Origin of the sequence: Chitinophaga tropicalis (assembly GCF_009758205.1) — a bacterium.
GTDB lineage: Bacteria > Bacteroidota > Bacteroidia > Chitinophagales > Chitinophagaceae > Chitinophaga > Chitinophaga tropicalis.
Map to the genome: position 1 here is coordinate 45,511 of NZ_WRXN01000014.1, position 14,886 is coordinate 60,396.

Consider the following 14,886-nt stretch of genomic DNA (forward strand, 5'->3'; position numbering starts at 1 on the left):
TATAAAGGTAGGCTTTTTTCCCGGGGTAACTGAAATATGTGATCAATCAGCAAAAGAAAGTGACAAAATATATCGTCAAACACAACTAAAATTCTCCTGCCGCGCGCAGCGCAAAAACAGCAAAAACAAAGCCCCGGGCATAAACCCAGGGCTTCATTTTATTTTTAGTCAATCACTACTAATTCATATTAAGCGCTCACGGCTTTATTAACCAGCGCAGCAGCTTCGCTGAGCAGGATAGCAGATTGTACTGTCAAACCACTCTCTTCTATCAGCTTTTTCGCTTCTTCCGCATTGGTACCCTGCAGGCGCACAATGATAGGAACAGTGATATTACCGATAGATTTATAAGCATCGATCACACCCTGGGCAACACGGTCACAACGAACAATACCACCAAAGATATTGATCAGGATCGCTTTCACCTTAGGATCTTTCAGGATGATACGGAAACCCGCTTCTACAGTCTGTGCATTGGCAGTACCCCCTACGTCCAGGAAGTTGGCAGGCTCACCACCGCTCAGTTTGATCATATCCATAGTAGCCATCGCCAGACCGGCGCCGTTCACCATACAACCCACGTTACCATCCAGTTTCACAAAGTTCAGGTTGTATTTACCAGCTTCTACTTCAGTAGGATCTTCCTCAGAGATATCACGCAGCGCTTCCAGGTCAGCGTGACGCATCAGCGCGTTATCATCCAGGTTCAGCTTACAGTCAACCGCAATGATCTTCTCATCGCTGGTTTTGAACAGCGGGTTGATTTCCAGCATGCTGGCATCCAGACCTACGTAAGCATTGTACAAATTAGTTACAAATTTCACCATGTTCTTGAACGCTTCACCGCTCAGACCAAAGTTGAAAGCTATTTTCCTTGCCTGGAAAGGTTGCAGGGTAGCATTTGGTTGTACCCACTCTTTAAAGATCTTTTCAGGAGTATTATGTGCTACTTCTTCAATATCCATACCGCCTTCTGTGGAGTACATGATCACATTCTGTCCTTTAGCACGGTCCAGCAGGATCGACAGGTATAATTCTTTTATGGGGTTTGGACCGGGATAGTAAACGTCCTGGGCTACCAGCACCTTGTTTACCAGCTTTCCGGCTTCTCCGGTCTGAATGGTCACGAGCACGCCACCCAGGATGTTACCGGCAATTGTTTTTACATCTTCCGCATTCTTACCTACAGCCACGCCTCTCTGCTCTTTACCACGAATGGTACCCTTACCACGACCACCAGCATGTATCTGCGCTTTTACCACTGCAAACTCGTTACCATATTGTACTTTCAGCTGCTTGTAAGCTTCCGCCGCCGCTTCCGGGGTATCTACGGGAATCCCTTCCTGTACCGGTACGTTGTATTTCTTCAACAGTTCTTTCGCCTGGTATTCATGTAAGTTCATCTGATAAAAATTTGCCGCTAAATTAGGTCATTATGATTTAAATGTAAAACAGTAGTCTTATGGAAATTAAAAATAACTTTGCGCAACCTGTTTAAAGGACATAATAAATGAGTGATCTCGTACAACAAATAGCTGCTGCGGCCAACTATATCAGGAAAATATGGCCTGCCACCCCCGAAGTGGGCATTATCTTAGGTAGCGGTCTGGGTAACCTGGCCGGCGATATTACCGACAGTAAAGAAATTGCCTATGGGGATATCCCTCATTTCCCCGTTTCCACCGTGGAAGGACATAAAGGAAAGCTGATCCTCGGTAAAATGAACGGCCGTAACGTTGTGGCCATGGCAGGACGGTTCCATTTTTACGAAGGACTGAGCATGCAGCAGGTCACCTTTCCCGTAAGAGTGATGAAAGCACTGGGAGTACATACATTGCTGGTTTCCAATGCTGCCGGTGGAATGAACAGGGCTTTTGCAGTAGGAGACCTGATGATTATCCGGGACCATATCAACCTGCAGCCGGAACACCCGCTCAGAGGCCCCAATATCGCAGAACTGGGGCCACGCTTCCCGGATATGAGCGAACCATATTCCAAAGCGCTGATTTCCAAAGCAAAGGATATTGCTGCCGCCAATAACATCAATGTACATACAGGCGTTTATGTAGGCGTACAGGGCCCTACCTTCGAAACCAGGGCTGAGTACCAGTACATGCATTTCATTGGCGGAGATGCCGTAGGCATGAGTACCGTCCCTGAAGTGATCGTAGCCATACACAGCGGAATGAAGGTTTTTGCCATGAGTGTGATCACCGATATCGGCATACGGGAAGAAGAGAATATCATCACGCACGAAGAAGTGCTGGAAGCGGCAAATGCGGCAGAACCGAAATTAACCCTTATTTTCAGGGAATTGATCAAAGTATTATAAAAGGTAGTGTATCACTACATAATAAAAGGCTATCCCTCCGTTTTTATCCCTGCCGGCTTCTCCGGTCAGGGATATAATATATAGGCATAACCTGGTAAATCAAAGAAGAACGAAGCAGGAAATTATCATAGGATGAGGTCATTTATTTTAATATGTTGTTTGCTGGTAAGTGTGCAGCAGTTGCAGGCGCAGATCGGTAACCGCATCAACAGCCTTGGCAGAGGCAGCGGAGGCAGTTCCACTATGCAGCGGGATACAGGGACCCACAAACATGATGTGGATACCATCACCATTACCTACCGCAGGCTGGGAGAACCTACTGATTTCAGGATAGACTCGTCCATAGCAGATTTTAACGGTACTTTTGTCAGGGTACCAGCCAATTACGTTTTCCTGGGCAACAACGGCTCCCCGGCCCGTAACATCCTGTTCACCCCCTTCATGAAAGCAGGATTTGACGCCGGGTTCCATACTTTCGATCCATACGGCTTCAATCACGAAAACGCCCGGATCTATACCACCACCCGCCCCTATACTGAACTGCAATACATGATAGGCAGCCAGCAGGAACAACAGATAGGTCTCTTACATACACAGAACCGTACTGACCGTTTTAACATAGGATTTGAATACCAGAAGATCTATGCACCGGGATACTTCCGATCACAGGCCACAAACCATAACCTGTACCGCATTACCAGCCGTTTCAACAGCAAAAACAAACGGTACAATGCTTACCTGAGCTACTACTTTAACCAATATGCCAATGGTGAGAACGGAGGGATCAGAAGTGACACCTTCCTGAATAATGACCGCTACAGCCAGCGTAAGACCATAGACGTGAACCTGGGCAACTATGCTACCACCAGCTCCAGCCTTTTCAGTACCACCATCCCCGTAAAAACATCGCACGATCAGTCAGGAATACTGTTCATGCAACAGTACGACTGGGGTAAGGGAGATACCATTCACGTCAATGATACAACGGAATACTATAAGTTCGACCCCGTATTCCGTGTACAGTATACGCTTAAATTCAATAACGACAACTACAGTTACAAAGACGGGCAACCGGATACCTTCTTTTATGCCAACAAGTACAACTGGGCTTTCTCCGGCGATACCGTTACTGCCAAACATAACTGGAAAACACTCTCTAACGATCTGTCACTTATTCAGTTCCCCATCAGGGGCAACCAGGCGCATTTCTTTAATGTAGGCGCCCGCTTTGACAACATCACCGGCGTATTCCTGGACACCGATATCAAATTCAGCAACCTGGCCATCCACGGCGAATACCGTAATAAGACCCGCAACAAAAAATGGGATTTTTCTGCCAAAGGCGAAATGTACCTGGCAGGAGAGAACTCGGGCGATTATAACGTAAGCGGTATGCTGAGCCGTTACCTCAATGAAACATGGGGAAACGTACACCTGTATTTCAACAACGTGAACAGAGAGCCATCTTATGTCTATAAATACTTCAGCAGCAGCTATGACAGCTGGTATAACAGTACCCTGGGAAAAGAGAATATCACCCAGCTCCAGTTTGCCGCCAATAACGCTAAGCTGAAGTATGACCTGGTAGTGAACTACTATATCATCAACAACTATACTTACTTCGAGAACTATTATAAGAGTGTACAGTCACCCGCACTGTTCAACCTCCTGCAAATCTCGTTCAGCAAACATTTCAGACTCAGGAAGTTCAACTGGTATGCTGATGTTTCCTTCCAGCAGGTACATGGAGACGGCCGTATTAATGTACCTACCATCTGGACACGTCACCGCTTCACCTATGAGAACAAACTGTTTAACAACCTGAACCTGATGACAGGTATCGAAGCCAGGTATAATACCTCTTACTATGCAGATGATTACTCTCCTGTAACAGGTCAATTTGTGTATCAAACTACACAGAAGGTTAAGTACAATGCGCCTGATCTGGCCGCTTTTGTCCATTTCAGGATCAAATCCTTCTCCGCCTTCATCAGGGGAGAGAACCTCAATACCTTCTTCGCTACCAACAACTTCGCCGCGCCATATTACCTGTATAACAACTTCTCTTTCAGGCTTGGAATACGCTGGTGGTTCATCAACTAATTATTTATCAACATAAACCGTTTTAGTATACCCGGATAGTTGCAGATTTCAGTAATACTGCAACTATCTGGCGTAGCTTTTGTTTAAGTTTGTATAAAGCATAAACAAATGAAGGCGTTTACCGTAAACTACAATGACAACAGGTATATCGTTAAGCCCCTGAACGGTCACTCACTCCGTTTCAAAGTAAATGTAGAAGGGCAGGATATAGTATTTGAACATGATATGGACGGCCATATCCGTCCGGAAGCTACCAAAGTGGCAAGTATGTCACTGTTATTGGGGCTGGCAGATAAGATCGAAGAAAGTGCAGGCTGGTAAGCACATCGCACTGCTGAAATGAAGGAACTTACAACTATATTGACCATTCTCCTGTGTATAATGATCTGACACTGTTAGTGTTAGGTCCTCCCTCTTATTGTGTTCCCCAAAATAAATGTATTTCATACCTTTGCGTTTCAAATAGAGAATAATGAAGAAAGCAGTTGTGGCCGTATTGAAATTCGTGCAGTCGCTTTTCGTGAAAAAAAATTGCTGCAGATAAATATCTTCCGGCCCTTTACAGGCCCGCAATTTAAACCCCTGTCATCTTCTTAAAAGGGTAGCATTACAATATCTTTTTATATAATGTATCAGCTATTCCCTACCTTTAAATAATTGTTTTGTATCGCCAATGAAGTATCGGTTTTTTAGGGACAATCAGCTACGTACAGCCGTGGCCTTTTTTGCATTGTTATCATTGTTTTCCTGCCACAGAAAGCGGGCGCCCCGGGAAAGGGAAATTGTAAAGGACGTAAGACAACTGAGTGAAGTAGTGCCTGAGCATATTACGGAATACCTTGAATTTATAGCGGACAATGAAAATATTATGGAAGATAGCGTACGGGCCCAGGACCCGGCAGCGCTGACCTACTTTTACCAGCAAACCGGTAACGGTGCAGTATGGTCTTCCAATGGCGTATTGAACCCCGCCGCAGATTCCATGTTCTTTTTTATTGATCATGCAGATGAATCCGGCCTCCGCCCGGCAGATTACCATGCTGCAGCACTAAAAACAGCCCTGGGACTTATTAAAGGAGATAGTGAAGATGGTGAAGCAGCCCGCAAAGATGCCTCTCTCTGGGCCCGCGTGGATGTGATGATGACAGACGCTTTTATGAAAATGGCATCCCACCTGCGTTTTGGCGTTGCCCCCAAAGACAGTATCACCCTTCGGAAAGACTCTATTTTCACAGACACACTGCTGTCCGACATGCTGCGTACCGCATTGATGCAGGACAATCCCGGCGCCGCCATCGGCGAGGCCCTGGGAGAACTGGAACCCACATATGAAGGTTACCGGCAGCTCAAAGCCCAGCTACGCCCCTTCAAAGCTAAATATGCAGCTATGCACTGGGATTCCCTGCCGCTTTCTTATACAGATACCCCGGCTTTCCGTCAGCAACTCATCAACAGGCTGGTACAGACAGGACACCTGGATACTGCCGGCGGGCACAGTACAGATACAGCCCTGCTGAAACCAGGCATACGCCTGTTCCAGCGGGAGTTTAATATGTATGACGACGGACTTGCCGGGAAGAAAACCATACAGGCGCTGAACAGATCTTATACCGACTGGCTGGCGCAGGTGGCAGTAAACCTGGACCGCTGGCGTAAACTGCCGGACTCCCTGCCTGACAGATACATTTTTGTCAACATACCCGCTTACCGTATGGAACTGTGGGATAGCGGACAGGTAGTACTGGAATCCAGGGTAATAGTAGGTGCGCCCCGCACCCGCACTCCTCTGCTCAACAGCCGTATGACCAACTTCGTAATGTACCCTTACTGGAGAGTACCCTTCAGCATTGCCGTAAAAGAAATGTTGCCGGCTATCAGGAAAGACAGGGAATACCTCGTGAAAAAGAACCTGGAAGTGATAGGCAAAAGCGGGGAAGCGGTTCATCCTGACAGCATTAACTGGGACAAGCTCAGTAAGAACTATTTCCCATACGTATTAAGACAGATGGATGGCGTAGAGAACTCGCTGGGTATTATGAAGTTCAATTTCATGAATAAATACAGTGTATACCTGCACGATACCAATAGCCGCGGACTGTTCAAAAATGCTTACCGTGCACTCAGTCATGGTTGTGTACGAGTGCAACAGTGGGATAGCCTGGCTATGTACCTGATCAAAGATGATTCCCGTCATTCAAGAGATAGTGTCCGCGCCTGGCTGGCCAGGGGAGAAAAGAAGCAGATAGATATACAGCGAAGCATCCCTATTTATCTGCGTTACTTTACGGCAGAAGGAAGGAATGATAAGCTGGTATTTCATGAAGATATTTATGGTGAGGATAAGGTATTAAAGAAACTAATGGGCTGGAAATAATATTATCGGACCGAGGCCGCCAATCTTTCCCAAAAAAGGGCGCTGCGCCTCCTTAAAAAGCTGGCCGCAGGCCCCCACAAAAAAACGCTTTGGGCAGACCGCAAGTCTGCCCCTACTACTACACAGCATAACCCAGTCAATGTTACCCCACTTTCCCTCCGCAACTATAGAGTAATATTTGATTTTTGTACTTTTTACTTTGATACATACTATTTTCTCTATCCCTTCACCGGTAATTTTGTCTTCACAAAACGGATCATTATGAAGTATAAATTATTAGGGAATACAGGGCTCAGAGTGTCTGAGCTTTGTTTAGGCACAATGACATTTGGAGGGAAAGGCTTCTGGACACAGATAGGTACATTACCCCAGGACGAAGTGGATGCTATCATAAAACGGGCTGTGGAAGGCGGCATCAATTTCATTGATACAGCCAACGTGTATTCAGAAGGACTCTCAGAGGAAATGACAGGAAAAGCTATCCGTAACCTCGGACTGGACCGTGACAGCCTGGTAATTGCCACCAAGGTGCGTGGCAGAATGGGAGATGGCCCTAACGACAGCGGCCTTACCAGGAAACATATCTTCTCCCAGGTAGATGCCAGCCTGAAACGTTTGCAGATAGATTATATTGATCTGTACCAGATCCATAGCTATGACCCGCTCACTCCGCTGGAAGAGACCATAGATGCGCTGGACGACCTGGTAAAGGCCGGAAAGATACGTTACACCGGCGCCAGTAACCTGGCAGCCTGGCAACTGATGAAGGCACAGGCTTATTCCACTTATTACAGGAAGGCAAAATTTGCATCTCTGCAGGCATATTATACACTGGCAGGACGTGACCTGGAAAGAGAGATAGTTCCCCTGCTCAAAGATCAGCAAACCGGCTTAATGGTATGGAGCCCACTGGCAGGCGGCTTCCTGAGTGGTAAATACACCCGCCAGGGAAGCGCTGAAGATGGCGCTCGCAGGGCAAATTTTGATTTCCCTCCGGTAAATAAAGAAAGGGCGTACGATGTAGTAGAAGCGCTGGCAGTAATGGCAAAAGAGAAGAATGCAACAGTAGCCCGGCTCGCGCTGGCATGGCTGCTGCATCAGCCGGTGGTGAGCACAGTGATCATAGGCGCTAAAAGGCTGGAACAACTGGATGATAACCTGAAAGCGGTTGAAGTAACATTCTCTGCAGATGAGCTGAAGCAGCTGGATGAGATCAGTAAACTGCCGTCAGAATATCCCGTATGGATGTTGGAGCGTACAGGTATCGACAGGCAGCTGTAATATAAGTATCCATAAATAACAAGGTCCCGGCATGTGCCGGGACCTTGTTATTATATCAGTATTGCGAACGTGTGACTTATTTTTTCAGCTTTACTTTTAAAGCGTTGTCCAGTTCCTGCAGGAACTCTTCTGTGTAAAGATAGTGTTTTCCATGCTCTACTTTGTTACCATGGATGCAAACAGCCAGATCTTTTGTCATCTTACCGCTTTCAACAACCTCAACGCATACCTGTTCCAGAGCATGGCAGAAGTTGATCAGCTCCTGGTTGTTATCCAGGCGGCCACGGAATTCCAGACCACGGGTCCATGCAAAGATAGAAGCAATAGGGTTGGTAGAAGTTGGTTTACCAGCCTGGTGGTCACGATAGTGACGGGTTACAGTACCGTGAGCGGCCTCTGCTTCCATTACTTTACCATCAGGGGTAACCAGGGTAGACGTCATCAGACCCAGTGAACCGAAGCCCTGAGCTACAGTATCAGACTGTACGTCGCCATCATAGTTCTTACATGCCCATACAAAGTTACCGTTCCATTTCAGGGCGCTGGCAACCATGTCATCGATCAGGCGGTGTTCGTACACCAGTCCGTTCTTGTCAAATTCAGCTTTGAATTCGTTCTGGTAGATCTCTTCGAAGATATCTTTGAAACGGCCATCATATTTTTTCAGGATGGTGTTCTTGGTGCTCAGGTAGAGAGGCCATTTTTTGATCAGGGCCTGGTTGAAGCAGGCACGTGCAAATCCTTTGATAGACTCGTCGGTATTGTACATAGCCAGGGCAACGCCGTCTCCTTTGAAGTTGTATACTTCATGCTCTATCACTTCGCCGTTCTCACCTTCAAATTTGATGGTCAGTTTACCTTTACCTTTTGTTACAAAGTCAGTAGCACGGTACTGGTCGCCGAATGCGTGACGGCCAATACAGATAGGAGCAGTCCAGTTAGGTACCAGGCGGGGAACGTTGCTGGTTACGATAGGCTCACGGAATACGGTACCGTCCAGGATGTTACGGATAGTGCCGTTTGGTGATTTCCACATCTGTTTCAGGTTGAATTCCTTTACACGGGCTTCATCCGGAGTAATGGTAGCGCATTTGATACCAACGCCTACCTCTCTGATAGCGTTAGCTGCGTCTATGGTTACCTGGTCATTGGTAGCATCGCGGTGTTCCATTCCCAGGTCATAGTATTTGATATCAACTTCCAGGTAAGGAAGTATCAGTTTATCCTTGATAAATTTCCAGATGATCCGTGTCATCTCATCTCCATCCAGTTCTACAACCGGGTTAGCGACTTTGATTTTTTCTGCCATTTCGACTTTGATTTTTAATTAGTTACGAGTATTCATACGAGTAATCGCGAAATATACGACAATGGGGCACAATTTACAAGTTCCGCTTTCAATGCCTCCTTTTTGCAACAATTCTTTGACAATTCAATGAATTATCTCTTATCTGTTGACGGGAGGCTATGAAAGCGGAACTATAGTATAAAATATGCTATCAGTGAGACTGATCAGAGGTGTTTGATCACCTCATCTGCGAACTCGCTGGTTTTCACAAGGGTTGCGTCGTCCATCAGCTTGTAGAAGTCGATGGTCACGCGTTTGCGGGCAATGGCAGTACTGAGGCCATGTACTATAATATTTGCTGCTTCTTTCCAGCCCATATATTCCAGCATCATTACACCGCTGAGTATAACGGAGCTGGGGTTCATGGTGTTGGTATTGGCAAAGCGGGGAGCGGTACCATGCGTAGCTTCAAATACGGCATGACCGGTAGAGTAATTGATATTGGCTCCGGGAGCAATACCGATGCCACCAACGGCAGCAGCAAGCGCATCGGAAATATAGTCACCGTTCAGATTGAGGGTGGCCACTACAGAGTAGTCCTGTGGCGCCAGCAGGATCTGCTGCAGGAAGTTGTCAGCGATCACGTCCTTCACAATAAGCTTCTTGTGGGCAATAGCCACATTCAGTTCTTTATTGGCTTCATCTTCACCCTGGGATTTCTTGGTAGCTTCCCACTGTTCCCATGTGTATACCTGGTCGCCAAATTCACGTACGGCCAGCTCATAGCCCCAGTTCTTGAAGCCCCCTTCGGTAAACTTCATGATGTTGCCTTTATGCACCAGGGTCAGTGAAGGCAGTTTCTTTTCCAGCGCATATTTCAGGGCAGCGCGTACCAGCCTTTCCGTACCTTCTTTGGATACCGGTTTGATACCCAGGGAGGAAGTTTCAGGGAAGCGGATCTTCTTCACACCCATTTCATTCTGGAGGAAGTTGAGCAGTTTTTCTGCTTCAGGCGTACCATACATATATTCTATGCCGGCATAAATATCTTCTGTGTTTTCACGGAAGATCACCATATCAACCTTTTCAGGATGTTTAACAGGGGAAGGCACCTTGTCAAACCAGCGTACGGGGCGCACACAGGCGTAGAGGTCCAGTTCCTGGCGCATTGCTACGTTCAGGGAACGGATACCGCCGCCTACAGGCGTAGAAAGTGGTCCTTTAATAGATACGAGGTACTCCTTAAAAGCGTCCAGGGTGGCTTTAGGCAGCCATTCTCCCGTTTGCTGGAAGGCTTTTTCCCCGGCCAGCACTTCTTTCCATTCTATCTTTCTTTTGCCACCATAGGCTTTTTCCACAGCGGCGTCAAATACACGCACACTGGCCCGCCAGATATCAGGCCCTATTCCGTCACCTTCAATAAAAGGGATAATAGGATGATCGGGCACCTGTAACTGGCCATTGGTCATTGATATTTTTTCTGCCGGCATAAAACAGTTTCTTTACGAGTTTCGTAATTAAATTTACGAGCGCAAAGGTACGTATTATTAATCCACAGGCAATCTCCAAAACTGATAGCATTTGAACGTTTAGCATTTCTTTAGCAAACTTTTCCCATGTCCAGATTAATATTAATTTACTGTTTATTTTTTGTCGCTAAAACACAGGCAACCCCTATGGCACCGGATACTACAACGCCCCGTTTCACTTACCTGGCACTGGGAGACAGCTATACTATCGGAGAAGACGTACCGGAAGAACAACGTTACCCGGTCCAGACAGTAACCCTGCTGGCAGATAGCGGCATTACTATAGACGGGCCCCGCATCATAGCCCGTACCGGCTGGACTACAGACGAACTGGAGGCGGCCATCCGGGCAGAAGAGGTCAGAGACACCTTCAGCGTGGTAACCCTGCTCATAGGCGTCAATAACCAATACCGGGGCCGCAGCGTCCAGGAATATAAGGTCGAATTTACCCGCCTGCTCAAACAGGCCATCCAGTTTGCCGGCGGCCACTCAGACAGGGTAGTGGTGCTCTCCATCCCCGACTGGAGCCGTGTGCCCTTTGCAGAAGGCCGCAACCGCCAGGAAATAGCAGAAGATATAGACGCCTTCAACACCGCCAATAAAGCCATAGCCCGTAAATATAAAGTGCATTACCTCGATATTACGGCAGACAGCCGCAAAGCCGACCATGACATCACCCTCGTAGCTGGCGACGGGCTCCACTACTCCGGTAAAGAAATGGCTATATGGGCCGGTAAACTGGCCGCTATATTCCGGAACATACTTCACTGATCTTCCGATATTATCCCAGTTGTCCCGAAGAGACAAACTGAGATCCCCCTGATCTTTTTTACCGCCCTTTTCATGCCGTTTACCGGAAACGGGCACTTTTTAACCTAAATGCCCTTTCAGGGGAAAGGTCTGCTTGTTAGTTTTGTATCGTAAACGTTAAACATACATATGGACAAGCAAGAACAAGAATATACGAATACAGACGGCGGACAAAGAGGAGGTTTCGGAAAAGGGCTCATTTTCCTGCTGATAGGTGCATTCCTGTTAGTGAAAAACCTTCACCTGGACATTCCCTCCTGGATAATATCCTGGCAGATGCTGCTGATCGTTATAGGACTGGTGGTTTGGACTAAAAGTGAGTTTAAGAGCATAGGAGGCGTGATCATGATGCTGGTAGGCGGTCTTTTCCTTGCCAAAGAATTCTTCTGGTTCCCGTTCGATTTTGCCCGTTTTCTCTGGCCGGCGGTTTTCATTATATTAGGTCTCGGCCTGATGTTTGGCCGTAATATTGACTGTAAACGAAAAACCCCCAGACATAGACTCATTAAGAACGATCCTACAGACGATTGGCTGGAAGCTTCCATGATCTTCAGCGGAGAGAACAGGATAGTGGTTTCCAAGAACCTGAAAGGAGGCCGGGTTTCTGCCATCTTCGGAGGAATAGATGTAAACCTGCTCCAGGCAGACTTCCAGGGAACAATAGAGATCGATGCCACCTGTGTTTTCGGTGGGCTCGAACTGGTGGTACCATCCAACTGGAACGTTAAAGTAGATATGACCACCATCATGGGCGGTGTGGAAGACAAACGTCCGGCAGAGCTCATAGGAAGTAATCCCGACAAAGTACTCATTATCAGGGGTAGCTGTGTATTCGGAGGCATAGAGATCAAAAGTTACGCCTGATAACAACTATCGTGTTTCAGTTTAGCCCGCAGGGCCGTTACTTCTTATCAGAAAGCTCAAAACTGATACACTAACCATAACAACCTTTATTTCATTCTTATAATACTATATCTTATGCAATGGTTTGTAGCGAAAATTGTTTACCAGATCATCAGTGGCAACGGAGACCATATGCCACAGTTTGACGAGCAGTTGCGACTCATCAATGCCGGAAGCAGATACGAAGCCTTTCAACGTGCAAGCGAAATAGGAGCACAGGAACAGTACGCTTTCAAAAACCAAAGACAGGAACTGGTGGAATGGCGCTTTATCAACGTGCCTGAAGTAAATGCACTGGACTCACTGGGAGATGGAATGGAACTGTATTCCCGCATTGAAGAACCCGGAGACGCAAACGCATATATCTCCTGGCTGCAGGTAAAGGCGGCACAACTGAAAGCACCGCAATACCTGGACGTTCATGCATAACTCTGTTCACCCATTTATCCTGATCTTACTTGGCCACACCAATATTCTCAAATAAATCCTTCCGCCGGGCCTTCCTGGGCACAACTTATGTGTTCGCGATCCTGCAGGCAAACCTGCTGATCTACTGGTATGGCCTGAATGACAGTATTGCGTGGACAGACAGCGTAGTGCATATTCTCCTGCTTGCGCTGTCTGCTTTTTCCGTTAGCTTCTGTCTTGGATATTACCGGCCGGCAAAAGGGAAATATGTCTTCCTGCTTGCATATTGTACTATGCAGACCGTAATGTGGACGGCCCTGAGCTTTTACATAATGCTCTACACTTTCCCGCAGGATGACAGCTACCGGGTATGGATTCACCAGGCATTGCCCGTAAGGTTCGTTTTCGGATGGCTCATCATCACAGCCCTGGGCATCAAAAGCCTGATCTGGTACGATATGGAAGAACAGAGCGAAAAGCTGTCAAGAAAGGAAGCCACAGAGAGACTGGCAAGAGAGGCAGAACTATATAAACTCAGACAACAGCTGCAGCCACACTTCCTGTTCAACAGCCTTAACTCCATCAATGCCCTGATAACACTACGCCCCCAGCAAGCCAGGGAAATGGTCCTCAAACTGAGCGATTTCCTCAGAGGTACCCTGAAACGTGAAGACCAGCAATGGATACAGTTGCCGGAAGAACTCCAGTACCTGCAATGGTACCTTGACATAGAAAAAGTACGCTTCGGACATCGCCTCGCTACAGAGATCACAGCAGAAGAAGGAACGGAAATTTCTATGATTCCTCCAATGCTGCTGCAGCCTGTGGTGGAGAATGCCATTAAATACGGTCTTTACGATACAACAGAAGCTATCACTATCACCATCCACGCATGGATGGAAAAAGACATGCTATTCCTGGAAGTAAAGAACCCTTTCGATGCAGAACTGCAACAACCGGTAAAAGGTACCGGCTTCGGTCTTTCTTCCATCAGCAGACGGCTATACCTCTTGTTTGCCCGTCATGACCTGCTCGAAACAAAAGCTGAAGAGAACATTTATACAACACTGATTAAAGTGCCGCAACGCTATGATAAAAGCAGTAATAATTGACGATGAGCCGCTGGCGCGGGAAATAGTAAAGGAATATCTGCAGGCATATACGCAGGTCCAGGTGATGCAGGAATGTGGTGACGGATTTGAAGGATTGAAAGCTATTCAGCATCATCAGCCGGACATTGTTTTCCTGGATGTGCAGATGCCCAAGATCAACGGCTTTGAAATGCTGGAACTGGTGGAAACACTGCCTGCCATTGTTTTTACCACAGCATTTGAAGAACATGCCATCCGCGCTTTTGAAGTAAATGCTGTAGACTATCTCCTGAAACCTTTCTCAAAAGAACGTTTTGACAAAGCTGTCCAGAAATGGCTGGACCGCCATCAGGCAGATGAACAGCAGCAGCAAACAACAGCGCTGCTGGAAACTGCCGGAGCTTCCCCTTTGCAAAGCAACAGGATAGTAGTGAAGATCAACGGAAAGATCAAGATCATTCCCGTACAGGATATCCATTACCTGGAAGCGGCAGATGATTATGTGAAGATCATTACCCCGGAAGGCCCGTTCCTGAAGAACAAGACCATGCAGTTCTTCGAGAAAACACTTGACCCGCAACAGTTTGCAAGGGTACACCGTTCCTATATGCTGAATGTGAACCAGGTAACCCGCATAGAGCCTTATGAAAAGGAAAATCACCTGGCTATATTGCGCTCAGGCGTAAAAGTGCCTGTCAGCAAAACCGGCTATCCCCGCCTTAAATCAGCGCTGGGATTGTGAGCAGTTCATGGGGCTGAGACCATGA

General features: G+C 47.1%; 13 protein-coding genes. 10 read left to right on the top strand and 3 right to left on the bottom strand.

Annotated elements, in window-relative coordinates:
- Window positions 1–188: 188 nt before the first annotated feature.
- Window positions 189–1,403 carry an ADP-forming succinate--CoA ligase subunit beta gene (gene sucC / locus GO493_RS24790; RefSeq protein WP_157308929.1) on the bottom strand — a complete coding sequence of 405 codons (1,215 nt, stop codon included), beginning with the start codon at window positions 1,401–1,403 and terminating at the stop codon, window positions 189–191.
- A gap of 107 nt (window positions 1,404–1,510) precedes the next feature.
- Here sucC and GO493_RS24795 point away from each other — a divergent pair, with 107 nt between their 5' ends.
- The 5 genes from GO493_RS24795 to GO493_RS24815 all read left to right on the top strand — a co-directional run bounded on the left by GO493_RS24795 (window position 1,511) and on the right by GO493_RS24815 (window position 8,090).
- Complete coding sequence (locus tag GO493_RS24795) at window positions 1,511–2,332, top strand: purine-nucleoside phosphorylase (protein WP_157308930.1); 822 nt, start codon at window positions 1,511–1,513, stop codon at window positions 2,330–2,332.
- Window positions 2,333–2,464: 132 nt separating this feature from the next.
- Window positions 2,465–4,435 (top strand): putative porin, encoded by a 1,971-nt coding sequence (locus tag GO493_RS24800; protein WP_157308931.1) that lies wholly within the window; start codon window positions 2,465–2,467, stop codon window positions 4,433–4,435.
- A gap of 108 nt (window positions 4,436–4,543) precedes the next feature.
- Window positions 4,544–4,756, top strand: a complete 213-nt coding sequence (locus GO493_RS24805; protein ID WP_157308932.1) for a hypothetical protein — start codon at window positions 4,544–4,546, stop codon at window positions 4,754–4,756.
- A gap of 352 nt (window positions 4,757–5,108) precedes the next feature.
- Entirely contained in the window at window positions 5,109–6,809 is a 1,701-nt protein-coding gene (locus tag GO493_RS24810; protein WP_157308933.1) for a L,D-transpeptidase family protein, read from the top strand.
- Between the two features lie 261 nt (window positions 6,810–7,070).
- The gene (locus tag GO493_RS24815) at window positions 7,071–8,090 is read left to right on the top strand and encodes an aldo/keto reductase (protein WP_157308934.1); all 1,020 of its coding nucleotides are present in this window, start codon (window positions 7,071–7,073) and stop codon (window positions 8,088–8,090) included.
- Between the two features lie 76 nt (window positions 8,091–8,166).
- Here GO493_RS24815 and GO493_RS24820 read toward each other — a convergent pair whose 3' ends face one another.
- Window positions 8,167–9,399, bottom strand: coding sequence for an NADP-dependent isocitrate dehydrogenase (locus tag GO493_RS24820; protein WP_157308935.1), 1,233 nt, complete (start codon window positions 9,397–9,399; stop codon window positions 8,167–8,169).
- A 203-nt stretch (window positions 9,400–9,602) separates the two neighbouring features.
- Window positions 9,603–10,868 (bottom strand): NADP-dependent isocitrate dehydrogenase, encoded by a 1,266-nt coding sequence (gene icd, locus GO493_RS24825; RefSeq protein ID WP_157308936.1) that lies wholly within the window; start codon window positions 10,866–10,868, stop codon window positions 9,603–9,605.
- A gap of 186 nt (window positions 10,869–11,054) precedes the next feature.
- On the opposite strand from icd, the gene GO493_RS24830 reads away from it, so the two are divergent.
- The 5 genes from GO493_RS24830 (at window position 11,055) to GO493_RS24850 (ending at window position 14,861) form a co-directional block, all read left to right on the top strand.
- Complete coding sequence (locus GO493_RS24830; protein ID WP_232539035.1) at window positions 11,055–11,678, top strand: SGNH/GDSL hydrolase family protein; 624 nt, start codon at window positions 11,055–11,057, stop codon at window positions 11,676–11,678.
- Window positions 11,679–11,846: 168 nt separating this feature from the next.
- Window positions 11,847–12,581 (top strand): LiaF transmembrane domain-containing protein, encoded by a 735-nt coding sequence (locus GO493_RS24835; protein WP_157308938.1) that lies wholly within the window; start codon window positions 11,847–11,849, stop codon window positions 12,579–12,581.
- 114 nt (window positions 12,582–12,695) lie between these two features.
- Window positions 12,696–13,049 (top strand): DUF4288 domain-containing protein, encoded by a 354-nt coding sequence (locus GO493_RS24840; RefSeq protein ID WP_157308939.1) that lies wholly within the window; start codon window positions 12,696–12,698, stop codon window positions 13,047–13,049.
- 29 nt (window positions 13,050–13,078) lie between these two features.
- Window positions 13,079–14,140, top strand: coding sequence for a sensor histidine kinase (locus tag GO493_RS24845; protein ID WP_198315824.1), 1,062 nt, complete (start codon window positions 13,079–13,081; stop codon window positions 14,138–14,140).
- Window positions 14,118–14,861 carry a LytR/AlgR family response regulator transcription factor gene (locus GO493_RS24850; RefSeq protein ID WP_157308940.1) on the top strand — a complete coding sequence of 248 codons (744 nt, stop codon included), beginning with the start codon at window positions 14,118–14,120 and terminating at the stop codon, window positions 14,859–14,861. The genes GO493_RS24845 and GO493_RS24850 overlap by 23 nt, the downstream gene beginning before the upstream one ends.
- Window positions 14,862–14,886 lie beyond the last annotated feature (25 nt).

Excerpts from the sequence above, each read along its gene's own strand:
- GO493_RS24840 (WP_157308939.1), top strand. The coding sequence starts at position 12,696 with ATGCAATGGTTTGTAGCGAAAATTGTTTACCAGATCATCAGTGGCAAC.
- icd (WP_157308936.1), bottom strand. The coding sequence starts at position 10,868 with ATGCCGGCAGAAAAAATATCAATGACCAATGGCCAGTTACAGGTGCCC.
- GO493_RS24835 (WP_157308938.1), top strand. The coding sequence starts at position 11,847 with ATGGACAAGCAAGAACAAGAATATACGAATACAGACGGCGGACAAAGA.
- sucC (WP_157308929.1), bottom strand. The coding sequence starts at position 1,403 with ATGAACTTACATGAATACCAGGCGAAAGAACTGTTGAAGAAATACAAC.
- GO493_RS24800 (WP_157308931.1), top strand. The coding sequence starts at position 2,465 with ATGAGGTCATTTATTTTAATATGTTGTTTGCTGGTAAGTGTGCAGCAG.
- GO493_RS24820 (WP_157308935.1), bottom strand. The coding sequence starts at position 9,399 with ATGGCAGAAAAAATCAAAGTCGCTAACCCGGTTGTAGAACTGGATGGA.
- GO493_RS24795 (WP_157308930.1), top strand. The coding sequence starts at position 1,511 with ATGAGTGATCTCGTACAACAAATAGCTGCTGCGGCCAACTATATCAGG.
- GO493_RS24815 (WP_157308934.1), top strand. The coding sequence starts at position 7,071 with ATGAAGTATAAATTATTAGGGAATACAGGGCTCAGAGTGTCTGAGCTT.
- GO493_RS24850 (WP_157308940.1), top strand. The coding sequence starts at position 14,118 with ATGATAAAAGCAGTAATAATTGACGATGAGCCGCTGGCGCGGGAAATA.
- GO493_RS24810 (WP_157308933.1), top strand. The coding sequence starts at position 5,109 with ATGAAGTATCGGTTTTTTAGGGACAATCAGCTACGTACAGCCGTGGCC.
- GO493_RS24830 (WP_232539035.1), top strand. The coding sequence starts at position 11,055 with ATGGCACCGGATACTACAACGCCCCGTTTCACTTACCTGGCACTGGGA.
- GO493_RS24805 (WP_157308932.1), top strand. The coding sequence starts at position 4,544 with ATGAAGGCGTTTACCGTAAACTACAATGACAACAGGTATATCGTTAAG.